Source organism: Stenotrophomonas lactitubi (assembly GCF_002803515.1).
Classification (GTDB): Bacteria; Pseudomonadota; Gammaproteobacteria; order Xanthomonadales; family Xanthomonadaceae; genus Stenotrophomonas; species Stenotrophomonas lactitubi.
Window position 1 is genome coordinate 2,425,796 of record NZ_PHQX01000001.1, and the last position, 26,392, is coordinate 2,452,187.

At 65.2% G+C, this 26,392-nt stretch carries 18 protein-coding genes; 11 read left to right on the forward strand and 7 right to left on the reverse strand.

What is annotated here, in order from left to right; genetic code table 11:
* Positions 1-24 precede the first annotated feature (24 nt).
* The 4 genes from CR156_RS11455 (at position 25) to CR156_RS11470 (ending at position 4,139) form a co-directional block, all read left to right on the forward strand.
* The gene (locus CR156_RS11455; protein WP_100552952.1) at positions 25-1,392 is read left to right on the forward strand and encodes an FAD-dependent oxidoreductase; all 1,368 of its coding nucleotides are present in this window, start codon (positions 25-27) and stop codon (positions 1,390-1,392) included.
* Positions 1,392-2,831 (forward strand): exodeoxyribonuclease I, encoded by a 1,440-nt coding sequence (gene sbcB, locus CR156_RS11460; RefSeq protein ID WP_100552953.1) that lies wholly within the window; start codon positions 1,392-1,394, stop codon positions 2,829-2,831. Before CR156_RS11455 ends, sbcB begins: the two co-directional genes overlap by 1 nt.
* Positions 2,828-3,514: a DUF2461 domain-containing protein gene (locus CR156_RS11465; RefSeq protein ID WP_100552954.1), complete on the forward strand. Its 687-nt coding sequence runs from the start codon at positions 2,828-2,830 to the stop codon at positions 3,512-3,514. Before sbcB ends, CR156_RS11465 begins: the two co-directional genes overlap by 4 nt.
* Positions 3,515-3,587: 73 nt before the next feature.
* The gene (locus tag CR156_RS11470) at positions 3,588-4,139 is read left to right on the forward strand and encodes a DUF2939 domain-containing protein (protein ID WP_100552955.1); all 552 of its coding nucleotides are present in this window, start codon (positions 3,588-3,590) and stop codon (positions 4,137-4,139) included.
* Positions 4,140-4,214: 75 nt separating this feature from the next.
* Here CR156_RS11470 and CR156_RS11475 read toward each other — a convergent pair whose 3' ends face one another.
* The 3 genes from CR156_RS11475 to CR156_RS11485 form a co-directional block, all read right to left on the reverse strand.
* Entirely contained in the window at positions 4,215-5,159 is a 945-nt protein-coding gene (locus tag CR156_RS11475) for a 5'-nucleotidase (RefSeq protein ID WP_033831508.1), read from the reverse strand.
* A 46-nt stretch (positions 5,160-5,205) separates the two neighbouring features.
* On the reverse strand, positions 5,206-5,979 hold the full coding sequence (locus tag CR156_RS11480; protein WP_089236114.1) for an NAD kinase: 774 nt from the start codon (positions 5,977-5,979) through the stop codon (positions 5,206-5,208).
* Positions 5,980-6,272: 293 nt separating this feature from the next.
* Positions 6,273-11,249, reverse strand: coding sequence for an NAD-glutamate dehydrogenase (locus CR156_RS11485; protein WP_100552956.1), 4,977 nt, complete (start codon positions 11,247-11,249; stop codon positions 6,273-6,275).
* Positions 11,250-11,499: 250 nt separating this feature from the next.
* On the opposite strand from CR156_RS11485, the gene CR156_RS11490 reads away from it, so the two are divergent.
* The 4 genes from CR156_RS11490 (at position 11,500) to CR156_RS11505 (ending at position 17,813) form a co-directional block, all read left to right on the forward strand.
* Positions 11,500-12,156, forward strand: a complete 657-nt coding sequence (locus CR156_RS11490) for a TetR/AcrR family transcriptional regulator (protein WP_025876846.1) — start codon at positions 11,500-11,502, stop codon at positions 12,154-12,156.
* Positions 12,156-13,421: an efflux RND transporter periplasmic adaptor subunit gene (locus CR156_RS11495; RefSeq protein ID WP_100552957.1), complete on the forward strand. Its 1,266-nt coding sequence runs from the start codon at positions 12,156-12,158 to the stop codon at positions 13,419-13,421. The genes CR156_RS11490 and CR156_RS11495 overlap by 1 nt, the downstream gene beginning before the upstream one ends.
* Before the next feature lie 14 nt (positions 13,422-13,435).
* Positions 13,436-16,609 carry a multidrug efflux RND transporter permease subunit gene (locus CR156_RS11500; protein WP_100552958.1) on the forward strand — a complete coding sequence of 1,058 codons (3,174 nt, stop codon included), beginning with the start codon at positions 13,436-13,438 and terminating at the stop codon, positions 16,607-16,609.
* Between the two features lie 325 nt (positions 16,610-16,934).
* The gene (locus CR156_RS11505) at positions 16,935-17,813 is read left to right on the forward strand and encodes a hypothetical protein (protein WP_223880115.1); all 879 of its coding nucleotides are present in this window, start codon (positions 16,935-16,937) and stop codon (positions 17,811-17,813) included.
* A 123-nt stretch (positions 17,814-17,936) separates the two neighbouring features.
* On the opposite strand, the gene CR156_RS11510 is transcribed toward CR156_RS11505, so the two are convergent.
* Complete coding sequence (locus CR156_RS11510; RefSeq protein WP_100552959.1) at positions 17,937-19,085, reverse strand: acyl-CoA dehydrogenase family protein; 1,149 nt, start codon at positions 19,083-19,085, stop codon at positions 17,937-17,939.
* Between the two features lie 163 nt (positions 19,086-19,248).
* Here CR156_RS11510 and CR156_RS11515 point away from each other — a divergent pair, with 163 nt between their 5' ends.
* The 3 genes from CR156_RS11515 to metH are packed head-to-tail and all read left to right on the forward strand — an operon-like array spanning position 19,249 to position 24,022.
* Positions 19,249-20,178 carry an ArsR/SmtB family transcription factor gene (locus CR156_RS11515; RefSeq protein WP_100460457.1) on the forward strand — a complete coding sequence of 310 codons (930 nt, stop codon included), beginning with the start codon at positions 19,249-19,251 and terminating at the stop codon, positions 20,176-20,178.
* A 7-nt stretch (positions 20,179-20,185) separates the two neighbouring features.
* The gene (locus tag CR156_RS11520; RefSeq protein WP_100552960.1) at positions 20,186-21,280 is read left to right on the forward strand and encodes a homocysteine S-methyltransferase family protein; all 1,095 of its coding nucleotides are present in this window, start codon (positions 20,186-20,188) and stop codon (positions 21,278-21,280) included.
* A 57-nt stretch (positions 21,281-21,337) separates the two neighbouring features.
* Positions 21,338-24,022, forward strand: a complete 2,685-nt coding sequence (metH, locus tag CR156_RS11525) for a methionine synthase (RefSeq protein WP_100552961.1) — start codon at positions 21,338-21,340, stop codon at positions 24,020-24,022.
* A gap of 75 nt (positions 24,023-24,097) precedes the next feature.
* Here the strand turns inward: metH and CR156_RS11530 are convergent, their stop codons facing one another.
* From CR156_RS11530 to CR156_RS11540, 3 genes are read right to left on the reverse strand one after another with little or no spacing between them, the layout of a single operon-like run.
* Positions 24,098-24,781, reverse strand: coding sequence for a DUF2058 domain-containing protein (locus CR156_RS11530; protein ID WP_100552962.1), 684 nt, complete (start codon positions 24,779-24,781; stop codon positions 24,098-24,100).
* A gap of 10 nt (positions 24,782-24,791) precedes the next feature.
* Positions 24,792-25,031: a SlyX family protein gene (locus CR156_RS11535; RefSeq protein ID WP_025876828.1), complete on the reverse strand. Its 240-nt coding sequence runs from the start codon at positions 25,029-25,031 to the stop codon at positions 24,792-24,794.
* Complete coding sequence (locus CR156_RS11540; RefSeq protein ID WP_100552963.1) at positions 25,024-26,373, reverse strand: UDP-glucose dehydrogenase family protein; 1,350 nt, start codon at positions 26,371-26,373, stop codon at positions 25,024-25,026. The genes CR156_RS11535 and CR156_RS11540 overlap by 8 nt, the downstream gene beginning before the upstream one ends.
* Positions 26,374-26,392 lie beyond the last annotated feature (19 nt).

Consider the following 26,392-nt stretch of genomic DNA (forward strand, 5'->3'; position numbering starts at 1 on the left):
CCTCCCCTACTGCTGGACAGTTCGTTGATCGCACATGCATCCCGCTCGCTGAGCATTGTCGGCGCCGGCCTGGCCGGATCCCTGCTGGCCATCCTGCTGTCACGGCAGGGCTGGCGCATCACCCTGTACGAACGCCGTGGCGATCCGCGCATCGCCGATTACGAAAGCGGTCGCTCGATCAACCTGGCCTTGGCCGAGCGCGGACGCAACGCGTTGCGCCAGGCCGGTGTGGAAGTCGAAGTGATGGCGCGTGCGGTGATGATGCGCGGGCGCATGGTGCATCCGCGCGAAGGCGAGCCGCAGTTGCAGCGCTACGGTCGCGACGACAGCGAAGTGATCTGGTCGATCCATCGCAGCGACCTCAACACCACACTGCTGGAACTGGCCGAGCAGGCCGGTGCCACCGTGCATTTCCACCGCCGCCTGCATACGGTCGATTTCGATGCCGGCTACGCGCGCTTCATCGATGATCGCGACGACAGTCCGCACGATATCCGCTTCGATACGCTGGTGGGTGCCGACGGCGCAGGCTCGGCGCTGCGTGCGGCGATGAACCGTCGCGACCCGCTGGGCGAGGACATTGCCTTCCTCGACCATTCCTACAAGGAACTGGAGATCCCGCCCACCGACGATGGCGGCTTCCGCATCGAGCGCAATGCGCTGCACATCTGGCCACGCGGCCACTACATGTGCATCGCCCTGCCCAACCACGAGGGCACGTTCACCGTGACCCTGTTCCTGCCCAACCAGGGCGATCCGAGTTTCGCTACGGTCAACACTGGCGTCCAGGCGGAAGCACTGTTCGCGCGCGAGTTCGCCGATACCCTGCCGCTGATTCCCAACCTGCGCGCGGACTGGGAGCAGCATCCGCCGGGCCTGCTCGGCACGCTCACCCTGGAACGTTGGCACCAGCGGGACCGCGCCGTGCTGATCGGTGATGCCGCGCACGCGATGGTGCCGTTCCACGGCCAGGGCATGAACTGTGCGTTCGAGGACTGCGTGGCACTGGCCCGCCATCTGATGGAGGCGGACGACCTGCAGAGCGCCTTCGCCGCGTTCGAAGCCGAGCGCAAACCGAACGCGCGTGCGATCCAGCAGATGGCGCTGGAGAACTATCTGGAGATGCGCGACCGGGTGGCCGATCCGGCCTTCCTGCTGCAGCGCGAGCTGGAACAGGAACTGCAGCGGCGCTGGCCGACGCGTTTCGTCCCGCACTACACGATGGTGACCTTCCTGCACACGCCCTATGCCGAGGCACTGCGCCGCACCGACATCCAGCGCGAGATGCTGATCACCGCCACAGCGGGCCACGACACGCTGGACAACATCGACTGGAACGCACTGGAGGCGCAGATCCATGCGCGGCTGCCGGTGCTGGAGGGCGCGCACTGATGGCCGACAGCTTCCTGTTCTACGACCTGGAAACCTTCGGCCAGGATCCGCGTCGCACCCGCATCGCCCAGTACGCGGCGATCCGCACCGACAGCGATCTCAACGAGATCGACACGCCGGTCAGCTTCTTCGTTCGCCCTGCCGACGATCTGCTGCCCTCGCCGATGGCCACGATGGTCACCGGCATCACCCCGCAGCAGGCGCTGGCCGAAGGCATCAGCGAAGCTGAAGCATTCGATCGCATCAACGAGCAGCTGTCGCGCCCCGGCACCTGCGCGCTGGGCTACAACACCCTGCGCTTCGATGACGAGTTCATCCGCTACGGTCTGTTCCGCAACTTCCACGACCCGTACGAACGCGAGTGGCGCAATGGCAATTCGCGCTGGGACCTGCTGGACATGCTGCGGCTGATGCATGCCATCCGTCCGGAGGGCATCCATTGGCCCAAGCGCGAAGACGGCGCCACGTCGTTCAAGCTCGAACACCTGGCCGAGGCCAACGGCGTGCGCGAGGGCGATGCCCACGAAGCACTGTCGGACGTGCGCGCGACGATCGGCATGGCGCGCCTGTTCAAGCAGTCGCAGCCGCGCCTGTGGGACTACGCGTTGAAGCTGCGCGACAAGCGTTTCGTCGGCAGCCTGCTCGACATCACCGCGCTGAAGCCGGTGCTGCATATCTCGATGCGTTACCCGGCCAGCCGCCTGTGCGCGGCGCCGGTGTTGCCGCTGGCGGTACATCCGACCATCAACAACCGGGTGATCGTGTTCGACCTCGACGGCGATATCGACGACCTGCTGGAGCTGCCTGCCGAGGTGATCGCCCAGCGCCTGTACCTGCGTGCCAGCGAACTGCCCGAAGGCGTAGCCCGGGTGCCGTTGAAGGAAGTGCACCTGAACAAGGTGCCGGCGCTGGTGGCCTGGAACCACCTGCGCGCCGATGACCACGCACGACTCGGGCTGGACGTGGCAGCGATCGAAGCCAAGGCCGAACGACTGCGCGCGTTCGCACCACAGTTGGCCGAGAAGGCGCGCCAGGTCTACAACCAGCCGCGCGCGGCGAGCGTCTCCGACGTGGACGCTTCGCTGTACGACGGCTTCCTCGGTGCCGGCGACAAGCCGCTGCTGGCACTGGCACGGACCACGCCACCGGAACAGTTGGCTGCACTGGAAGGCCGCTTCCGCGACCCGCGGCTGCCCGAGCTGTTGTTCCGCTACCGCGCCCGCAATCATCCCGGCAGCCTCGCACCGGAAGAACGCGAGCGCTGGAATGCCTATCGCCGCCAGCGCCTGTCCGGCGAGGAAGGCCTGGGCGAACTCAACCTGGCCCAATACCAACAGCAGCTTGATGCGCTGGCGGCCGAAGCGCCCGACGACGTTCGCCGCGCCACGCTGCTGCAGTCGCTGCGTGACTGGGGCCAGCACCTGCAGGAGGACCTGTGAGCACCTATTTCTCCGATGCCAGTTTCAAGTTCCTGCGCAGCCTGGCGCTGCACAACGACAAGACCTGGTTCAACGACCATCGCCAGCAGTACGAAGACCATGTGCGGCAGCCGTTCCTGCGCCTGCTGGGCGACCTGCAGCCGGCGCTGACCGAGGTGAGCGGACACTTCCGCGCAGACACCCGTGGCGTGGGCGGCTCGTTGTTCCGCATCCACCGCGATGCGCGCTTCTCCCATGACAAGTCGCCGTACAAAATCTGGCAGGGCGCGCGCCTGTTCCATGAGCGCCGCCGCGAAGTGGCCGCGCCCTCGTTCTACGTGCACCTGCAACCGGGCGAGAGCTTCGTCGGCGCCGGGCTGTGGCATCCCGAACCGGAAACCCAGCGCCGCGTCCGCCACTTCATCCTCGACAACCCCGGTAGCTGGAAGGCAGCCGCGCATGCACCGGCGCTGCGCAAGCGTTTCGACTTCGAGGAAACCGAGAAGCTGGTGCGTCCACCGCGCGGCTTCCCCGCCGACTTCGAGTTCATCGATGACCTCAAGCATCGCAACTGGGTGATGTGGCGTTCGCTGGACGATGCCACGATGACCGGCCCGCGCCTGTTGTCCACGCTTGGCAAGGATCTGGCAGGATTGGGCCCGTTCGTAGACTACCTCTGCGCCGCGCTGGATCTGGAGTTCTGAACGGCGCCGGGGCCATCACTGGCATCACCCGTCGTTCACCACCGGCACCCCCACTTGCGGCAGGCTGTGCACCATGAAGAAGCTCATTGGCATCCTCGTTCTGCTGATCGTCGTGGTGGCGGGCTGGTGGTTCGGCGGCCCCTACGTGACCGTGCATGGCCTGTCCAAGGCCATCGAACAACGCGACACCGCGCGCTTGGAGCGCTACGTGGATTTCCCACGCGTGCGCACCAGTCTGCGTGCCCAGCTCAATGATTACCTGGTGCGCCAGGCCGGCCCCGAGGTGGCTTCCAGCCCCTTCGGCGCGCTGCTGTACGGGTTGGGCGACCAGTTGGGCGGTGCCGCGGTGGAAACGATGGTCACCCCCACCGGCATCGGCGCGATGCTGCAGGGCCACGTGCTGTGGAAGCGCGGCCGCAATGAACTACAGGGTGGTGATGCCTTCGGCACGACCGAACCGGCGCGACCGCTGAAGAACGCCGAACACCACTTCGAAGCGCTGGACCGCTTCGTGGTCGACGTCGATCGCGGTCCCGGCCAGCCACCGTTGAAGGTAGTGCTGGAACCGCAGGGCCTGCGTTGGAAGGTGGTGGACCTGCAGCTGGGGATGTCAGCCACGCCTTGATCGGTAGACGCCCACCTTGGTGGGCGCCGATGCATGGCAGTGCCAACCAACGGTTGGCACCCACCGGCCATGGTCTCAGCCCTCGTTGGCGACGCCGTGCGGGACGTGCCCGGCCGCCACGTGTTCACGCGCACTGTCGATGTTGTGCTGCGAATCATCAAAGAAGATATCCGCGCCGAACGCCTGCAGGAACGGGCCCTTGTGCCGCCCACCGAGGAACAGCGCCTCGTCCAGGCGCACGCCCCATTCGCGCAGGGTGCGGATCACGCGCTCGTGCGCCGGTGCAGAACGCGCGGTCACCAGCGCCGTGCGGATGGGCGCGCTGTCGCCAGCCGGGAATACTTCCTGCAACGTGTGCAGCGCAGAGAGGAAACCACGGAACGGACCGCCACTGAGTGGCTCGCGTGCACGCTCGCGTTCGTGCCGGCCGAAGGCTTCCACGCCCTGCTCGCGCGAGATGCGCTCGCTCTCATCGCCGAAGATCACCGCATCACCATCGAAGGCGATGCGCAGCTGCCCGGCCGGGCGGGTAATGTCGATCTGGTCGGCGGCAGCGGCGGCAGTCTCGCCCGGTGGCTTGGGCAGGATGGTTGCAGCGGCGATGCCATGGCGCAGCGCGCTGCGCACCGATTCCGGATTGGCCGACAGGAACAGGTCGGTGCCGAACGGCTTCACGTATGGCCAGGTTGGCTCACCGGCGGTGAACGTCGCGCGGATGATGCCCAGCCCGTAGTGCTGGATGGAATTGAAGATGCGCAGGCCGGTATCGGCTGAGTTGCGCGACAGCAGGATCACTTCCACGCGCGGGTTCTCGGGGCTGGCGCCCTGGTTCAGCGCCAGCAGCTTGCGCACCACCGGGAAGGCCACGCCCGGCCCGAGGATGTCGTCCTCGTGCTGGCGCTGGTACTCGGCATAGGCGGCCACGCCATCGCTCTCGAACAGTGCATGGCTTTCTTCCAGGTCGAACAGCGCACGCGAGGTCACCGCGACGGTCAGCAAACGGGGGGAATTGTCGCCCATCGGTGGGGTCCTTCAAGCGGTCGGCAGTGCCGGCCGCCTATTGTCGTCAAAAAACGAACTGTTCGCTCAGGATCCTGTCTTCCAGGTTGTGCTCCGGGTCGAACAGCAGGGTCACCCGGTGCTCGCGCGACTCGCGGATCGTCACTTCGACCACATCACGGGTCTCGTGCGAATCGGCGGTGACGCTGACCGGACGCTTGTAGGGATCGAGCACGCGGAAGCGCACTTCGGTGTCGGCCTTGAGGATGGCACCGCGCCAGCGCCGCGGGCGATACGGGGCCAGCGGCGTCAGGGCAATGGTGTGCGAGCCCAGCGGCAGCACCGGTCCATGCGCCGAGTAGTTGTAGGCGGTGCTTCCAGCCGGGGTGGCCACCAGCACGCCATCACCGATCAGTTCGCCCACCCGCTCCTGGCCATTGAGGTCGATGCCGATATGCGCCGCCTGCCGGGTCTGCCGCAGCAGCGAGACATCGTTGTAGGCCAGCGACCCGGTGGTGGTGCCCGATTCTGTCAGCGCCACCATTTCCAGCGGGCGCAGGTGGGCCGGCTCGGCACGGGCGATACGCGCATGCACGTCGTCGTCGCCGCGGTACTGGTTCATCAGGAACCCCACCGTGCCCAGCTTCATCCCGAATACCGGCTTGCCCAGGTGTCCGTGACGATGCAGGGTCTGCAGCATGAAGCCATCGCCACCGAGCGGACACAGCACGTCGGCCTGGTCGGGCGCGTGGTCGCCATAGCGCGAGACCATCGCTGCGCGGGCCATCTGCGCAGGTTCGGTGGTACTGGCCAGGAAAGCGATGCGGGGGGTGTCGCTCATCGGTGGATCCGGGGAGGTTTGATGGAGAGCATAACCGAGCGCCGGGAGTTGGACCCCGTGGGGCGGATGACCGGCATATCCGCCGGGACACGCCGTAAACCCGTCCCTGGGGGCTCGATCGCGCCATCCATGGCGCTCACGGTCCCGGCGGATATGCCGGTCATCCACCTGGCAGGTTAACGGCCGGCGTCGGGTCAGGTGGTCGCAAAGGTCAAGGGCAGAACCAGAACGGCCCCGCTTTCGCGGGGCCGTTCCGGTTCACGCATGCCAGGCATGGCCTGGCACTACATCACTTACGCGCCGTGGGCAGCGAGCTGACCCAGACGCTGGACTGCGACCGAAACGGTCGGGTAGTCCAGGGTCTTCTGCTCGGCCAGTTCAGCCAGCATCGCCAGGGTGAAGCGCAGGCTGCTGTCGTCACGACCGATCCACGCGGCCACCTTGGCTTCAGCGGTGCTGCCCTTGGTGGCCAGCACCTGGCCAGCCAGGCTGCGGTGGTGCGCGGCCAGTTCGTCGCGCAGCACGCCACGTGCCACCGCGTGCCAACGGCCGTTGACCTCCAGCGCGTCGATCTGCTCGAACAGCCACGGCAGCTGCAGGGCGTCGCCCAGGCGGAAGTGGATCTTGGAGACATCCACCGGCTTCAGCTTGCGGGTACGGGCCAGTTCGATGATGTCGAACGCCGGCTCCAGGAAGTGCAGTTCGGCCAGCTGCTGTGCCAATGCCGACGGCAGGCCCTTTTCCTTCCACTCGGCCACCAGGGCCTCGTAGGTCGGACGCTGCGAATCCGGCAGCACACCCGAAGCAACGCGGATGTCGTTGAACGGACCCTGGTAGCGGTTGACCGCCTCGGTGATGCCCGGCATCGGGCCCGGGCGCGACAGCAGCCAGCGTACGAACGAACGCTGCAACTTCCAGATCACTTCCAGCGCATCGATCTGCACCGACTCCGGCAGGGTGCCGTCGAGGGCGTCGATCTGCGCCCACAGCGCGCGGGCATCCAGCGTTTCGCGGCTGATGGTGTAGGCCTTGGCGACCTCGGCAATGGAACGGCCGGTGTCTTCCTGCATGCGCATCAGGAAGGTGGCGCCCATGCGGTTGATGGTCTGGTTGGTCACGGCCGTGGCGATGATTTCGCGCTTCAGGCGGTGACGCTCCATCGCGTCGGCGTACTTCTTCTGCAGCGGCGTCGGGAAGTAGCGCTGCAGTTCCTTGGACAGGTACGGATCTTCCGGAATGTCCGAATCCAGCAGCTGGGCAAACGCCACCAGCTTGGAATAGGACAGCAGCACCGACAGCTCCGGACGGGTCAGGCCCTGGCCGCGCGCCTTGCGCTGGGACAGCTCGGCATCGGACGGCAGGAACTCGATCTGGCGATCCAGCAGGCCCTGCTGTTCCAGCGTACGGATGAAGTGCTGCTTGGAACCCAGGCGCTTGACCGCCATCCGCTCCATCAGGCTCAGGGCCTGGTTCTGGCGGTAGTTGTCGTTGAGCACCAGCGCAGCGACTTCGTCGGTCATCGACGCCAGCAGCTTGTTGCGCTGCTCGACGGTCAGCTTCTTGGCCCGCACCACATCGTTGAGCAGGATCTTGATGTTGACTTCATGGTCGGAGGTATCCACACCGGCCGAGTTGTCGATGAAGTCGGTGTTGAGCAGCACGCCAGCCTGGGCGGCTTCGATGCGGCCCAGCTGGGTCATGCCCAGGTTGCCGCCCTCGCCCACCACCTTGCAGCGCAGCTCGCCACCGTTCACGCGCAGGGCGTTGTTGGCGCGGTCGCCGACATCGCTGTGCTGCTCGCTGGCGGCCTTGACGTAGGTACCGATGCCGCCGTTCCACAGCAGGTCGACCGGCGCCTTCAGGATCGCGCTCATCAGGTCATTCGGCGACAGCGCCTTGACGCTCTCGTCCAGGCCCAGCACCTCACGCACCTGCGGGGTGATCTCGATCGACTTCAGGCTGCGCGGATACACGCCGCCGCCCTTGCTGATCAGCTTGGCGTCGTAGTCCGCCCAGCTCGAACGCGGCACGGTGAACAGACGCTCACGTTCGACGAACGTGGTCGCTGCATCCGGGTTCGGGTCCAGGAAGATGTGACGGTGATCGAACGCGGCCAGCAGGCGGATGTGGCGCGACAGCAGCATGCCGTTGCCGAACACGTCGCCGGACATGTCGCCGACGCCGACCGCGGTGAAGTCCTGGGTCTGGCTGTCACGGCCCAGTGCACGGAAGTGGCGCTTGACCGACTCCCACGCGCCGCGCGCGGTGATGCCCATACCCTTGTGGTCGTAACCGACCGAACCGCCGGAGGCGAACGCATCGCCCATCCAGAAGCCGTGCGCGATGGCCAGGCCGTTGGCGATGTCGGAGAAGGTCGCGGTGCCCTTGTCAGCGGCCACCACCAGGTACGGATCGTCCATGTCATGGCGCACGACATCCACCGGCGGCACGATCTTGTTGTTGACGATGTTGTCGGTGATGTCCAGCAGGCCCTGGATGAACAGCTTGTAGCAGGCCACGCCGTTGGCGAAGATCGCATCGCGATCACCATTCACCGGCGGCATCTTGGCGAAGAAGCCGCCCTTCGCGCCGACCGGCACGATGACGGTGTTCTTGACCATCTGCGCCTTGACCAGGCCCAGCACTTCGGTACGGAAGTCTTCGCGACGATCCGACCAGCGCAGGCCGCCACGGGCGACGGCACCGAAGCGCAGGTGGGTACCTTCCACGCGCGGGCCGTACACGAAGATTTCGCGGTACGGACGCGGCTTCGGCAGGTCCGGCACCAGGGCCGAATCGAACTTGAAGCTGATGACATGGCCGTGCTGGCCGTTGGCATCGGTCTGGTAGTAGCTGGTGCGCAGGGTCGCATCGATCACGCCCATGAAGGAACGCAGGATGCGGTCCTCGTCCAGGCTCGACACGCGGTCCATCAGCTTCAGCAGCGCTTCGCGCGCGGCCTGCATCTGCGCATCGCGGTCACCCTTGCGGGCGTCGACCACGGTCTTGAGCACCTTCAGGGTGGCCTCGTCGCCGGCAGCCAGCACGTCGAGGTGGGCCTTCAGCTGCGCCTGACCAGTGGCGATGTCTTCCTTGCTTTCATGACCGGTGGCCGGATCGAAGCGGGCTTCGAACAGCTCGACCAGCAGGCGTGCCAGCAGCGGGTAGCGGGTGAAGGTACCTTCGACGTAAGCCTGCGAGAACGGCACGCCGGTCTGCAGCAGGTACTTGCAGTAGCCGCGCAGCATGGCGACCTGGCGCCAGTGCAGGCCGGCAGCCAGCACCAGACGGTTGAAGGCATCGTTCTCGGCATCGCCGTGCCAGACGCGGGCAAAGGTCTCACCGAAGGCTTCATCGACGCTGGCGGCATCGATCGCACCGGCGGTCGATTCGACCTCGAAGTCCTGCACGTACACCGGCGCGTTGTCCACCGACAGGCGGTACGGACGCTCGGCGATCACGCGCAGGCCCATGTTTTCCATCATCGGCAACGCGTCCGACAGCGGGATGTCATCCAGCTGGCGATACAGCTTCAGGCGCAGGCCATCGCCGGATTCGCGCGGCACGGCCTGCAGGCTCAGGCGCAGGTCGTCCGGGCCGGTCAGCGCGTCGAGCTGGCTGACATCGTTGGCGGCAACGGCGGTGCTGTTGTCTTCGATGTAACCGGCCGGCAGAGCCTTGCCGATACGCGCAGCGATGCGCAGGCCTTCAGCTTCGCCGTGGCGGGTGACCAGCGCTTCGCGCAGGTCGTCCTGCCAGTTGCGCAGCACCTGGGCCAGCTTCTGCTCCAGTTCGGCGGTATCGACGTCGAGCATTTCGCCCGGCTTCGGACGCACGATCAGGTGCACCTGCGCCAACGGCGATTCACCCAGAACCACCGAGCTGTCCACGTACTCACCGTGCAGTGCTTCCTTCAGCATCGCTTCGATGCGCAGACGCACGTCGGTGTTGAAACGCTCGCGCGGCAGGTAGACCAGCGCGGAAATGAAACGGCTGTACTTGTCGCGACGCAGGAACAGGCGGCTGCGCACACGCTCCTGCAGGCCCAGCACGCCCATCGCGGTGCGGAACAGTTCGTCCTCGCTGGACTGGAACAGTTCTTCGCGCGGCAGGGTTTCCAGGATGTGGCGCAGGGCCTTGCCGCTATGGCTGGAGCCAGCCAGGCCGGACTGCTTCATCACGTGCTCGTAGCGCTGACGCACCAGCGGGATTTCCCACGGGCGGCGGTTGTAGGCGCTGGAGGTGAACAGGCCAAGGAAGCGCTGTTCGCCGATGATCTTGCCCTTGGCGTCGAATTCCAGCACGCCGATGTAGTCCATGTAGCCGGCACGGTGCACGCGCGAACGGGCATTGGTCTTGGTCAGGATCAACGCGTCCTTCAGCCCGGACGTGGTGTTCAGGCCCTGGGCGGCCAGGGTCTTGACCGGACGTGCGGCCGACTTGTCCTTGCCGCGCATCAGGCCCAGGCCGGTATCGTTCAGCGGCGCCAGCACGTCTTCCTTGCCCTGCTTCTCGACGCGGTACTCGCGGTAGCCGAAGAAGGTGAAGTGGTTGTCGGCGGCCCAGCGCAGGAATTCCTGTGCTTCCTTGCGCGAGGCAGCGTCGACCGGCAGCTGGCGGCTGCCGAGGTCGTCGGCCAGCGCCAGCGCCTTGTCCTGCATCGGCTGCCAGTCGCGCACGATGGCGCGCACTTCATCAAGCGCCTTGTTGATGGCCTGCTCGATGTCTGCCATGGCTTCGGCCGGCTGGCGGTCGATCTCCAGCAGCATCACCGATTCCAGCTGGCCCTCGCCGACCTTGGTCAGCTTGCCGGCCTTGTCACGGGTGAAATGCAGCACCGGGTGGCCCAGCACATGCACGCCAACGCCATGCTCGGCCAGCGACATGGTCACGGTGTCGACCAGGAACGGCATGTCGTCGTTGATGATCTGCAGCACGGTGTGCGGCGATTCCCAACCATTGGCCTTCGCGGTCGGATTGAACACACGGACATTGGCCTTGCCGGCCTTGCGGGCACGGGCGAATTCCAGCGTTTCGGCTGCGAGCGCGGCCCACTCCTCAGCGCTGTGGTGGGGGAACTCGTCCGCCTCCATGCGCTTGTAGAAATCGGCTGCGAATGCCACTGCCTCGGCCTGAGCGGCCGCGGGGTAACGCTTGCGCAAGGCCGTGTACACCGGCTCCAGGGAGAAACCAGCGGTCACTGCGACCTCCGACTCAACTGGTTTGCTTTTGTTTTTCACGGTCTTGGCTGCGGTTTTTTGCGGTTTCATGGCAGAGCGGCGCGCTTGCTCAGTTGGGAAAATGAAATTGTAGCCCTACCGCACGAAAAGGCCTTGCTGCAGGACGGAATAACCAGATTCGGGTTTGCTGCGGTTTAGACGCCCTATTCAGTTCGCACCGGTATGGGCATCGCCGTCGCACAGCGTTGCCGACAGGATCGGCAAAACGTGTTACCGGAAGACACATGCGGCAACATCGGCGCGATTCCACAATCCTGAACTGGACGGTATAGTCCACCGCGTGAATCCGGCCTACCTTCCTGTCGCCCTCGACGCGCGTGATGAGCGCGTGTTCGATGCCGTGCGCGAACTGCTTGCCCAACAGGGCATGCAGATGAGCATGGATGCGGTCGCCCAGCATGCTGGCTGCTCGAAGCAGACGCTGTACTCGCGCTACGGCAACAAGCAGGCCCTGCTGCGGCGGGTGATGCAGCGCCACGTCGGTCACGCGACCGGGGCCATGCTGCGTGCACTCCGCGGTGACGACCTGCGTGGCAGCCTGCTGCAGTTCGCCACCGACTTCCTGGAGCACTTCAACCAGCCCCACGTCGGCCAGGCCTGCCGCCTGATCGCCGCCGATGCAGCACAGTTTCCCGAAGAGGCGCGTACGCTGTACCGGCATGGCGCCGGCGCGTTGACGCTTCATCTTGCTGAATGGATTGAAACCGTTTGCAGTCGCGGGCTGCTGCGGCATGACGACCCGCACTTCATGGCCGAACTGCTGCTGAGCATGATCGCCGGTCAGGATTTCGACAAACAGCGCTTCCATACCCCCCATCGTGATGACGCAGCGTTGCGTCGGCGCTGGGCAGAGTTCTCCGTCGATGGCTTCCTGCGCGCGTTCGCGCCGCAGCCCTCGCCGGCCCCGTCTTCAAACCAACCCCGGAGTTCCTCCTGATGACCGCCCCACTCCGCACCCTTGCCTTGACGTGCGCCGTTGCTGTCGCCGTAGCTGCCTGCAAGAAGCCGGAACAGCCGACGCCTCCACCGCCGGAGGTGGGCGTGATCGATGCCAAGCCGCAGACCCTGCCGCTGCAGCGCGAGCTGGTCGGTCGCCTGTCGCCGTTCCGCAGCGCCGATGTGCGCGCCCGCGTACCCGGCGTGCTGCTCAAGCGCGTCTATCAGGAAGGCAGCGAGGTCAAGCAGGGCCAGACCCTGTTCCTGATCGATCCGGCACCGCTGCGCGCCTCGCTCAGCGCCTCCGAAGCCCAGCTGGCTTCGGCACGCGCGACCTACGCCAACGCCAAGGTCGCCGCTGACCGCGCCCGTTCGCTGGCACCGCAGAAGTTCGTGTCCAAGGCCGACCTGGACAACGCCGAGTCGGCCGAGCGCACCGCGCTGGCCGCGGTCAAGCAGGCCGAAGCCTCGGTGACCAGCAGCCGCATCAGCCTGGGCTATACCAACGTCACTGCCCCGATCAGCGGCGTGGCCAACAAGCAGCAGGTCACCGAAGGCGCGCTGGTCGGCCAGGGCGATGTGACCCTGCTGACCACCGTGGACCAGCTCGACCCGCTGTACGTGAACTTCTCGCTGAGCGTGGATGAACTGACCCAGCTGCGTGCGCAGCAAGCCAAGGGCACGCTGGCCCTGTCCGGCGACGGCAAGGCCACGGTCAACGTCAAGCTGGCCGACGGCAGCACCTACAGCGAGCCGGGCACGCTGGACTTCTCCTCGACCACGGTCGACCCGGCTACCGGCGCGGTGTCGCTGCGCGCGGTGCTGCCGAACCCGCAGAAGATCCTGCTGCCGGGTGCGTTCGTCAGCTTCCAGGCCAACCTGGGCGAACGCAACAACGCCTACCTGGTGCCGCAGCAGGCGCTGCTGCGCGATACCACCGGCGGCTATGTGATGGTGGTCGGCGCCGACGGCAAGGTCGTCCGCAAGAACGTCAAGACCGACGGCGCGCAGAACGGCAACTGGCTGGTCAGCGAAGGCCTGGCCGCCGGTGACAAGGTGGTCGTCGCCGGCGTGCAGAAGGTCAAGGAAGGCACGCCGGCCACGGCCAAGTCGTGGACCCCGGGCCAGGACGCCAACGGCAAGCCTGCCGCCGGCGCCGCTGCTCCGGGCGCGGCTGCCACGGCTCCGGCCGACGCCAAGGCACCGGCCAAGGCTGACCAGGCCGACAAGGCCGAGCCGGCCGCCACCGAATCGAACAAGCAGTAACGGGACCTTCCGTCATGCCTAAATTTTTCATCGAACATCCAGTCTTCGCCTGGGTGGTGGCGATCCTGATCTCGCTCAGCGGCGTGATCGCGATCCTCAACCTCGGCGTAGAGTCCTACCCCAACATCGCCCCGCCGCAGGTGACCGTCTCGGCCACCTACCCGGGCGCGAGCGCGGACACCACGGAGAAGTCGGTCACCCAGGTGATCGAGCAGCAGCTGACCGGTATCGATCACCTGCTGTACTTCAGCTCCTCGTCCGCGTCCAATGGCCGCGCCTCGATCACCCTGACCTTCGAGACCGGTACCGATCCGGACATCGCCCAGGTGCAGGTGCAGAACAAGGTCTCGCTGGCCACGCCGCGACTGCCTTCGGAAGTCACCCAGCAGGGCGTGGTGGTGGCCAAGGCCAACGCCGGCTTCCTGATGGTGGTGGCGCTGCAGTCCGATACGCCGACCATCAACCGTGACGCGCTGAACGACATCGTCGGCTCGCGCGTGCTCGACCAGGTCTCGCGCATCCCCGGCGTCGGCAGCACCCAGCAGTTCGGTTCCGAGTACGCCATGAACATCTGGCTCAACCCGGAAAAGATGCAGGGCTATGGACTGTCGGCCAGCCAGGTGCTTGCGGCAGTGCGCGCACAGAACGTGCAGTTCGCCGCCGGTGCGCTGGGCTCTGACCCGTCGCCGGAAGGCCAGCACTTCACCGCCACGGTGTCGGCCGAAGGCCGCTTCAGCTCGCCGCAGGAGTTCGAGAACATCATCCTGCGGGCCAACGCTGATGGCTCGCGCGTACTGTTGAAGGACATCGCCCGCGTTGCCTTCGGTGCCAACAACTACGGCTTCGATACCCAGTACAACGGCAAGCCCACCGGCGCCTTCGCGATCCAGCTGCTGCCGGGCGCCAACGCCCTGAACGTGGCCGAGGCCGTGCGCGGCAAGATGGACGAGCTGCAGCCCAGCTTCCCGTCCGGCGTCACCTGGTTCTCGCCGTACGACAGCACCACCTTCGTCAAGATCTCGATCCAGGAAGTGGTCAAGACCCTGTTCGAAGCCGTGTTGCTGGTGTTCCTGGTGATGCTGATCTTCCTGCAGAACTTCCGCGCCACCCTGATCCCGACGCTGGTCATCCCGGTGGCGCTGCTGGGTACGTTCCTGGGCATGTGGATGATCGGCTTCACGATCAACCAGCTGACCCTGTTCGCGATGGTGCTGGCGATCGGCATCGTGGTCGATGACGCGATCGTGGTGATCGAGAACGTCGAACGCATCATGACCGAGGAAGGCCTGGCGCCGAAGCCGGCCACGCAGAAGGCGATGACCCAGATCACCGGCGCGGTGGTGGCGATCACCGTGGTGCTGGCGGCGGTGTTCATCCCCTCGGCCCTGCAGGGCGGTGCGGCCGGTGAGATCTACAAGCAGTTCGCCCTGACCATCGCCATCTCGATGGCGTTCTCGGCGTTCCTGGCACTGGGCTTCACCCCGGCGCTGTGCGCGACGTTCCTCAAGCCGACGCACAACGACAACCCGAACATCGTCTACCGCACCTTCAACAAGTACTACGACAAGATCAGCCACACCTACGTGGGCCACATCACCTCCGCGGTGCGCCATGCCCCACGCTGGATGATCCTGTTCGTGGTGCTGACCGCGCTGTGCGGCTTCCTGTTCACCCGCATGCCGGGCAGCTTCCTGCCTGAAGAAGACCAGGGCTATGCACTGGCGATCGTGCAGTTGCCGCCGGGCTCGACCAAGAGCCAGACCAACGAAGCGTTCGCACAGATGCGCGGCATCCTGGAAAAGCAGGATGGCTATGAAGGCATGCTGCAGGTGGCCGGCTTCAGCTTCGTCGGTTCCGGCGAGAACGTGGGCATGGGCTTCATCCGCCTGAAGCCGTGGGAAGAGCGCAAGTTCACTGCTCCGGAATTCATCCAGAACATGAACGGCGCGTTCTACGGCATCAAGGAAGCGCAGATCTTCGTGGTCAACCTGCCGACCGTGCAGGGCCTTGGCCAGTTCGGTGGCTTCGACATGTGGCTGCAGGACCGTAGTGGTGCCGGTTACGAGCAGCTGACCCAGGCCCGCAACATCCTGCTCGGCCAGGCCGCACAGAAGCCGGACCATCTGGTCGGCGTGCGCCCGAACGGCCTGGAAAACGCCCCGCAGCTGCAGCTGCACGTGGACCGCGTGCAGGCGCAGTCGATGGGCATGTCGGTGTCGGACGTGTACAGCACCATCCAGCTGATGCTGGCCCCGGTGTACGTCAACGACTTCTTCTACGAAGGCCGCATCAAGCGCGTGACCATGCAGGCCGATGGTCCGTACCGCACCGGCCAGGAATCGCTGAAGAGCTTCTACAGCCCGTCCAGCCTGACCACCAATACCGATGGCACCAACGCGATGATCCCGTTGAGCACGGTGGTCAAGTCCGAATGGGTCTCGGCACCGCCGTCGCTGAGCCGCTACAACGGCTACTCGGCGATCAACATCGTCGGTTCGCAGGCACCGGGCACCAGCTCGGGTGAAGCGATGCAGACGATGGAAGGCATCGTCAACGACGACCTGCCGGCGGGCTTCGGCTACGACTGGTCCGGCCTGTCCTACCAGGAAATCCTGGCCGGCAACGCCGCGACGCTGCTGCTGGTGCTGTCCATCGTGGTGGTGTTCCTGTGCCTGGCCGCACTGTATGAAAGCTGGTCGATTCCGGTGGCGGTGCTGCTGGTGGTACCGCTGGGCGTACTGGGTGCACTCGCCCTGTCGATGATGCGTGGCCTGCCGAACGATCTGTTCTTCAAGATCGGCCTGATCACCGTGATCGGCCTGGCCGCGAAGAACGCGATCCTGATCGTGGAGTTCGCGGTAGAGCAGCGTGCGGCGGGCAAGACCCTGCGCGATGCCACCATCGAAGCGGCGCGCCTGCGATTCCGCCCGATCCTGATGACGTCCTTCGCGTTCATCATGGGCGTCATCCCGATGGCGATCTCCAGCGGTGCCGGCGCCAACTCGCGTCACGCCATCGGTACCGGCGTGATCGGCGGCATGCTGTTCGCCACCCTGCTCGGCCTGCTGATGATCCCGGTGTTCTTCGTGGTCGTGCGCCGCATGCTGGGCGACAAACTGGATGAACCGTCGAAGGAATTCCTCGGCCGTCAGCGTGATGCGGAATCCGCCCACCGCCCGGATCGTTGATCCAACGGTGAGTTGAAACGAGAAAGGCCCCGGAGCGATCCGGGGCCTTTTTCTTTGCTGCTTTTCTGTAGGGCCGGGCCCATGTTCGGCCACTCATGCCGGAGCGGGATTCATCAACTGCAAGTGTCGCCTCTGACAGCCATGCGTGCGCATAGATCTACAGATCAGGCGATGGATATCGCGATCCCCCTCGGTTTTTGGGCCATATGCGTCACTAGTTGGCACCATCCATCAACAAATCCAATACCGCGCAATCCATCACAACCTCCACCGGAACAGCGCTTTAACCAAGGGTCTCTACCACAGGAACATCAGGGAGGATCCCATGCGTAATTCGTTTGTCCCGCGAGCTGCCCAACTCCTTGCGCTGCTGGGGCTGAGCGCATTGTTCTCACCGTTGACACATGCCGCAGGTGTGCTGGTCTGTGACAACTGCACCGACCCACGCGCGCTCGCGCTCACATCCGGCACCGGTCCCACCATCGTCGCAGATTTCAGCCAGCGCAGACTTCATGGCTACGAGGTGGAGTACGACCGCGAGCTGCGCAGGTACCGGGCAGTCACTACATCCATCCCACCGGAGATCATCGCGGCCTTCAATCGCATCATGGGCATGCTCGATGCCCCGCGCGCCGGGGGCCGCGGAGCGCACTTCGACGTTCATCCGGACAATCCCGGAGGAGCCAACGGGATCTCATTTCCGGACGCGCACAAGAATCTCAATGCCTACGATGTTGCCCAGATGGCTACAACGCGGTTCCAGCTGGAGCAGGCCATCGGCCAGGCTTTTTCTGGCGCGACGACGTCTTCCACCGCATGGAACAGCATGGCTACGTTCCTGTCATCCATCGGATTGAGCTTCGTCAGCCGACTGTTGGGAATCGACGGTGCGACCTATGTGATCACTTGGCGGGATGGCTCCAAAACCACGCTGGTGATCCATCCGGACCTCGTTGACCGCGCAAAATATGTGCAAGGTGAGAGCATTGACGCCTCAGGCAACCGCATCCCAGACGGCGCCGCCAGCAATCCGGACACTGCACAAGACTTTGCTGGTGTCTATCAGTTCGAGGACAGGGAAGCGATGCAGCGCTGGATCGATACCGCACGCCTCTACGGCGTGACGGTCATTGAAGGCAGCGGCATCGCAGGCGGGCTGGATTGTCGCTGGGATGGACGGACGCTGACCTGCGGAGGCAATTGATCGGGAAGTACACTCCGATGAAAATGCCTTGGGGTGACCCAAGGCATTTTTTCCTGCGCTTCGAGGTGGGTGCGGACCTTGGTCCGCACCATCCACACATGGCGTGCATCTACCCGATGGCTGTCAACGCAGCCCGGTCTCGTTGCGGGCGATCACCAGGCGCTGGATCTCCGAGGTGCCTTCGTAGATCTCGGTGATCTTGGCATCACGGAAGTAGCGCTCCAGCGGCATTTCCTTGGAATAGCCCATGCCGCCATGGATCTGCACGGCCTGGTGGGTGATCCACATCGCCGCTTCCGAAGCGGTCAGCTTGGCGATGGCGGCTTCGTTGCTGAAGCGCTTGCCCTCGCCCTTCACCCATGCCGCACGCAGGGTCAGCAGCAGCGCCGCGTCCAGCTTGCACTTCATGTCGGCGATCTTCGCCTGGGTCATCTGGAAGGTACCGATGGCCGCACCGAAGGCCTTGCGATCCTTCACGTACTCCAGGGTCGCTTCATAGGCGGCACGCGCAATGCCGATCGCCTGCGAGGCGATGCCGATGCGACCAGCGTCAAGCACGCCCATGGCGATCTTGAAGCCCTCGCCTTCCAGGCCCAGCACGTCTTCCGGCTGCGCCACGTAATCGTTGAACTCGATCTCGCAGGTAGCCGAGGCACGGATACCCAGCTTCGGTTCGGTCTTGCCGCGACCGAAACCGGCCTTGTCGGTGTCGATCATGAACGCGGTGATGCCACGCGCGCCCTTGTCCGGCTCGCTCATCGCGAACAGCACGATGTACTTGGCCACCGGGCCGGAGGTGATCCAGCTCTTCTTGCCATTGATGACGTAGCTGCCGTCGGCCTGTTTGATCGCACGGCAACGCATCGCCGTGGCGTCCGAGCCCGACTGCGGCTCGGTCAGTGCGAATGCACCGATGGCCTCGCCCTCGGCGATGGCACGCACGTATTTCTGCTTCTGCGCTTCGCTGCCATGGGTCAGGATGCCGTTGCAGAACAGCGAATTGTTGACCGACATGATGGTCGAATGCGCAGCATCACCGGCGGCGACCTCCACCATCGCCAGCACGTACGCGATCGGGTCCATGCCTGCGCCGCCATATTCGGCCGGCACTTCGATGCCCATCAGGCCGTTCTCGCCCAGCAGGCGGATGTTGTCCAGCGGGAACTCACCCGTACGGTCATGGTGCTCCGCACTCGGGGCGATCTTCTCCTGCGCGATGCGACGCGCCACGTCCTGCAGCATCAACTGCTCTTCGGTAAAGCTGAAATCCACAACACCCTCCCGGGTACATGATGTTATGGGCCGCGCAGCGCGCGCCCAGGTGCCCCGATTGTACCGGGGCCGGGCATCGGCGGCTGACTCGCGCGGAGCTGCGGCTTGACCGGAAGGGGTGCGGTCAGTGAATATATCTCTATATCGCGATAGGTAGATATTTATGGATCTGGAAGACTGGTCGACCCGCCTGAAGGTGTTCGCCGATGCCACCCGTGTGCGCCTGCTGGCGCTGCTGGAGCAGGAAGAGCTGACCGTGGCCGAGCTTTCGGCCATCACCCGGCTGGCGCAGCCGCGGGTATCGACTCATTTGGCGCGCCTGAAGGAAGCCGGCCTGGTGCGCGACCGCCGTGCGGGCGTGTCGGCCTATTACCGCTTCGACGAAGGCCAGCTGGACCCGGCGCAGCGTGCATTGTGGCATGCCCTGAGCAACGGAAGCGACGACCCGTTGCTGCGCCAGGATGCTGAACGGGTCGCTGCGGTGCTTGCCCACCGCGCTTCCGACCAGAACTGGGCCGACAGCGTGGCCGGCGACATGGAACGCCACTATTCCCCGGGCCGCACCTGGGAAGCGCTGGCGCGTACCGCGCTGCCGTTGCTGGAAACCGGCGACGTGCTGGATATCGCCTCCGGCGACGGTGTGCTGGCCGAACTGGTCGCCCCGCACGCCAGGCGTTACGTGTGCATCGATACCAGCGCGCGCGTGGTGGCTGCCGCCAGCGAACGCCTGCGCCGCCTGCCCAATGTGGAAGTGCGCGAGGGCGACATGCATGCCCTGCCCTTCAAGGACCGCAGCTTCGACCTGGTCGTGCTGATGCACGCACTGACCTACGCCAGCAAGCCGGCGCAGGCCGTCACCGAGGCCGCACGCGTGCTGCGCCCGGGCGGCCGCCTGCTGCTGTGCAGCCTGGCCCGCCACGAGCACAAGGCCGCGGTCGATGCCTATGGCCACGTCAACCTCGGCTTCAGCGACAAGGAACTGAAGAAGTTCGTCGACAAGGCCGGCCTGCAGGTCTCCAACCTGGAAACGGTCACCCGCGAAAAGCGCCCGCCGCATTTCGAAGTGATCTCGCTGATCGCCAACAAGCCCTGAGGTCGACATGTCCGCCCTGCCCTGGCTGCACCCGGAACGCGTGGAATTGCTGCTCGCCGCCCTGCGTGATCGCATCCTGATCATCGACGGCGCAATGGGCACGATGATCCAGCGACACGGCCTGCAGGAAGACGACTACCGGGGCGAGCGCTTCGCCGGCGGCTACGACCATGCCCATGGCCCTGGCTGCGACCATGGCGCAACACCGGAAGGCCACGACCTGAAAGGCAACAATGATCTGTTGCTGCTGACCCGACCGGAGGTCATCGCCGGCATCCACAGTGCGTATCTGGAAGCCGGCGCGGACCTGGTGGAAACCAATACCTTCAACGCCACCTCGGTCAGCCAGGCCGACTACCACCTCGAACACCTGGTGTACGAGCTGAACAAGGCAGGCGCTGCCGTCGCCCGTGCCTGCTGTGATGCGGTGGAGGCGACCACGCCGGGCAAGCCACGCTTCGTCATCGGTGTCCTCGGCCCGACCAGCCGCACCGCCTCGATCAGCCCGGACGTCAACGATCCTGGTTTCCGCAACACCAGTTTCGACGAACTGCGCGGCACTTACCGCGAAGCCATCGATGGCCTGATCGATGGCGGCGCCGACACGATCATGGTCGAGACCATCTTCGATACGCTCAACGCCAAGGCAGCGCTGTATGCCATCGAGGAAGCCTTCGATGCACGTGGCGCGCGGCTGCCGATCATGATTTCCGGCACCATCACCGATGCCTCCGGGCGCACCCTGTCCGGGCAGACCGCCGAGGCTTTCCAGGCATCACTCGCGCATGCACGGCCGTTGTCGATCGGCCTGAACTGCGCGCTCGGCGCCGACGCGATGCGTCCGCATGTGGAAACCCTGTCGCAGGTGTCGGACTGCTACGTCAGTGCCCATCCCAATGCGGGCCTGCCCAATGCGTTCGGCGAGTACGACGAAACACCCGAGGAAATGGCGGCCACCCTGCGCGGCTTTGCCGAAGATGGCCTGCTGAACCTGGTCGGTGGCTGCTGCGGCTCCACCCCGGACCATATCCGCGCGATCGCGCTTGCGGTAGCCGGGCTGCCGCCGCGCGCGCTGCCTGCCGTCCAGGTCCAGGCCGCATGAGCAGCACTGCCATCGCCATCCACCTTCCGCCCTGTTGCCGTTGAGCCGCTGCCTGCCATGACGCCTGTCCGCCCTACCCGCCTGTCCGGCCTGGAACCGCTGGTCATCACCCCGGACCTGCTGTTCGTCAATGTCGGTGAACGCACCAACGTCACCGGCAGTGCGCAGTTCCGCAAGCTGATCAAGGAAGGCCGCTACGAGGAAGCGGTGGACGTGGCCCGGCAGCAGGTGGCCAGCGGCGCGCAGATCCTCGACGTCAACATGGACGAGGGACTGATCGATTCGGAAGCGGCGATGACCCGCTACCTCAACCTGATCATGTCCGAGCCGGACATCGCGCGCATCCCGGTGATGGTCGACTCCTCCAAATGGAGCGTGATCGAGGCTGGCCTGAAGTGCCTGCAGGGCAAGAGCGTGGTCAATTCGATCTCGCTGAAGGAAGGCGAGGAGCTGTTCCGCGAGCATGCGCGCAAGGTGCTGCGCTATGGCGCCGCCGCAGTGGTGATGGCCTTCGATGAGGCCGGGCAGGCCGACACCTGCGCGCGCAAGGTCGAAATCTGCACCCGCGCCTATCGCCTGCTGGTCGATGACATCGGCTTCCCGCCGCAGGACATCATCTTCGACCCGAACATCTTCGCCGTCGCCACCGGCATTGAAGAGCATGACAACTACGCGGTCGATTTCATCGAAGCCACCCGCATCATCAAGCAGACGCTGCCGCACTGCCATGTGTCCGGCGGCGTATCGAACGTATCGTTCTCGTTCCGTGGCAACGAGACCGTGCGCCAGGCGATCCACTCGGTGTTCCTGTACCACGCGATCGCCGCAGGCATGGACATGGGCATCGTCAACGCCGGCGCCATGCCGATCTACGACGAACTGGAGCCGGACCTGCGCGAGCGGGTGGAGGACGTGATCCTCAACCGCCGCCGTGATGCCACCGAGCGCCTGCTTGAAATCGCCGAGCGCTACAAGGGCAGCAAGGGCGCGGCGAAGACCGAAGACCTGGCCTGGCGCGAGAAGCCGGTGGATGCGCGGTTGGCGCATGCGCTGGTGCATGGCCTGGACGCATGGGTGGAAGCCGATACCGAAGAAGCCCGGCAGCGTTCCAGCCGCCCGCTGGACGTGATCGAAGGCCCGCTGATGGATGGCATGAACGTGGTTGGCGATCTGTTCGGCGCGGGCAAGATGTTCCTGCCGCAGGTGGTGAAGTCGGCACGGGTGATGAAGAAGGCTGTGGCCTACCTGCTGCCTTACATCGAAGCCGAAAAGGCACGCAGCGGCGACACCGCCCGCAGCAATGGCAGGATCATCATGGCCACGGTCAAGGGCGATGTGCACGACATCGGCAAGAACATCGTCGGCGTGGTCCTGGCCTGCAACAACTTCGAGGTGATCGATCTCGGCGTGATGGTACCGGCGCAGAAGATCCTCGATGCCGCACGCGAACACCAGGCCGACATCATCGGCCTGTCCGGCCTGATCACGCCGTCGCTGGAGGAAATGAGCCATGTCGCCCGTGAGATGCAGCGACAGGGCTTTGACCTGCCGCTGATGATCGGCGGCGCGACCACCTCGCGTGCGCACACCGCGTTGAAGATCGACCCACATTACAAAGCGCCGACGGTCTGGGTGAAGGATGCCTCGCGCGCCGTGGGCGTGGCGCAGTCGCTGATCTCGCGCGAGCTGCGCGATGCGTTCGTCGCCGCCAACGAGGCCGACTACGCCGAGATCCGTACCCGCCATCGCAACCGCGGCGACGCCAAGCGTCTGGTCTCGCTGGAGCATGCACGCGGCCAGAAGTTCAAGTGCGATTGGGAGGCGTACACGCCACCCGCACCGAAGCAGCCGGGCCTGCATGTATTCGATGACTACCCGCTGGCCGAACTGGTGCCCTACATCGACTGGACACCGTTCTTCCAGGCATGGGAACTGGCCGGCAAGTACCCGGCCATCCTCACCGATGAGATCGTCGGTACCCAGGCCAGCGAGCTTTACCAGGACGCGCGCGCGATGCTGGACCGCATCGTCAACGAGAAGTGGCTGCAGGCCAAGGCCGTGTTCGGCCTGTGGCCCGCCAACAGCATCGGCGACGACGTACGTGTGCAGCATCCCGATGGCGAGGCCACCCTGTACTTCCTGCGGCAACAGGTGGACAAGCCTGCCGAACGCCCGGATTTCTGCCTTGCCGATTTCATCGCCCCGATCGACAGCGGCAAGCAGGACTGGATCGGCGCCTTCGCAGTCACCGCAGGCATCGGCATCGACGCGCACGTGGCCCGTTTCGAGGCCGACCACGACGACTACAACGCGATCCTGCTGAAGGCGCTCGCCGACCGCTTTGCCGAAGCACTGGCCGAACGCCTGCACCAGCGCGTACGCACCGGATTCTGGGGTTACGACCACGCCGAGACACTCGACAACGAAGCGCTGATCGACGAGAAATATCGCGGCATCCGCCCCGCGCCCGGCTACCCCGCCTGCCCCGAACACAGTGAAAAGCGCCGATTGTTCGACCTGCTGGGCGCGGAAACCAACGCCGACATGCAGCTGACCGAGAGCTTCGCGATGCTGCCGACCGCGGCAGTGTCGGGCTATTACTTCAGCCACCCGCAGAGCCAGTATTTCGTGGTCGGCCGTCTCGGTCGCGAGCAGGTCATCGATTACGCACGCCGCAAGGGCGTGGACCGCGCGCAGGCCGAACGCTGGCTGGCCTCGAACCTCGACTACGACCCGGAATGAAAAAGGGGACGGAGGGGATTACGTCGTTTGTGCGATAAACGACTTAATCCCCTCCGTCCCCTTTTATGCAGGCGCTTACCAGACCAGGTCGTCTGGCACCTGGTACTGCGGGTCGGCGTAGGGATCGTCCTCGGCCGGCGCATTCGGGTCGACCTTCAACGCCACCGACGCGGCAAACACGGCCTCAGACTGGGCCAGAACGTCGGCTGTCACCAGCAGGTAGCGACCGTTGAGCTGGACCACGCCCAGCTCACCGGCGTTGAGTGCCTTGAGCTGCTCGGCGGTGACGTAGATGCGCTTGATCTTGCCGCCGTACGGGAAGTGGCGCGCGATATCAGCCGCTTCGGCATTCAGGCTCTTGTCCTTCAGCAGCTCTTCCAGCTTCACCTTGGCCTCGCGGCGCTGGCGTGCTTCTTCCTGCTTCAGGCGCTCGGTCTCGATGCGCTCTTCCTTTTCGCGCTGCGCACGGATCGCGTAGGCCTTGGCCAGATCCATTTCCTCAGCGGTACGCGGCTTGCGCGGGCCCTGCCCCTGGCCCTGGCCACGCTGCTGGCCGGGCTTGCCCGGACCACCATTGCCATGCGCCCGCCGCTCGCCAGGCTTGTGTTCGCCCTTGCCTGCGTGCTGCGGCTTTCCATTGCCAGCGCCACCCTTGCCCTGCGGGCGGCCATCACGGCGGGGGCCATCATTCTTGCGCTCGGGCTTGGGCGCGGGCTTGAAGCCCAGGCCCATCAGCTGGTCGCGGAGGGTATCGCTCATAGGATATGGATCAGTAGTGCGGCGGCGGCGGTTCGCTCGCCGGATCAGAAGAATTCAATGCATTGCGGACCTTGCCCAGGTCCTCCAGCAGCACGCGCAGGATGCCGGCATTGCGGCTGCCTTCCATACGCGCGTCTGCCAGCGCATCGCTCAGTTCGGCCAGCGCGTGTTCCTGGAAGGACACGCGCATCTCCAGTTCGACCAGGCGCGCTTCCAGCGCCTGCTCGCGTTCGGTCGGCACTTCAGACATGCAGCGAACGTCCCCGGCCTATGCCGTAATACGCAAGGCCAGCGGCCTCGACTTCGGCCGGCTCGTACAGATTGCGGCCATCGAACACCACCGCATCCTTCAGCCGCTCGCGCAGCATCTGGAAATCGGGGCTGCGGAACTGCTTCCACTCGGTCACCACGACCAATGCATCGGCGCCCTGCAGCGCGTCGTCGGCGCTGTCACAGAACACCAGATCGTCGCGCTCGCCGAAGATCCGCTGCGATTCATGCATCGCCTCCGGATCGTAGGCACGCACCGTTGCACCGGCTTCCCACAACTGGGCCAGCAGGCGGCGGCTGGAGGCCTCGCGCATGTCGTCGGTGTTCGGCTTGAACGCCAGGCCCCACACGGCAAACGTCCTGCCGCGCACGCCTTCGTCTTCGCCCTTGTCATAATGCCGCTGGATCAGGGCGAACAGGTGCCCCTTCTGCGATTCATTGACCGCCTCCACCGCGTTCAGCAGCTTCGGCTCCAGGCCGGCCTGCTGCGCGGTACGGGCCAGGGCCTGCACATCCTTGGGGAAACACGAACCGCCGTAACCGGCACCCGGATAAATGAAGTGCCAGCCGATGCGCGGGTCCGAACCGATGCCCTGGCGGACCTGCTCGACGTCGGCGCCCACGCGCTCGGCAATGTTGGCGATTTCATTCATGAACGAAATCTTGGTTGCCAGCATTGCATTGGCGGCGTACTTGGTCAGCTCGGCCGAACGCACGTCCATCTCCACCACGCGATCGTGGTTGCGATTGAACGGTGCGTACAGGCGACGCATCACGGCGACCGACTCGGCGCTGGTCGCACCGATGATGATGCGGTCAGGCCGCATGCAGTCGGCAACGGCGTCGCCTTCCTTCAGGAATTCGGGATTGGACACCACATCGAAGGCGATATCCGCGCCACGCGCTGCCAGTTCCTCGGCAATGGCCGCACGGACCTTGTCGGCGGTGCCCACCGGCACCGTCGACTTGTTGACCACCACCGTCGGCACCGAGATGTACCGGCCGATGGTGCGGGCCACGGCCAGCACGTACTGCAGGTCGGCGCTGCCATCCTCGTCCGGCGGCGTGCCCACGGCGATGAACACCACCTGGCCGTGGCCGATGGCGGTCGCCGCGTCGGTGGTGAACGCCAGCCGCGACGCGGCGTGGTTGGCCTTCACCATCGGCTCCAGGCCGGGCTCGTAGATCGGGATGATGCCCCGGTTGAGGCCATCCACCTTGGCCTGGTCGATATCGACGCAGACCACCTGGTGGCCGACGTCGGCCAGGCAGGTGCCGGTCACCAGGCCTACATAGCCGGTACCAAAAATCGCAACGCGCATATCCGTACTGACTCCGTGG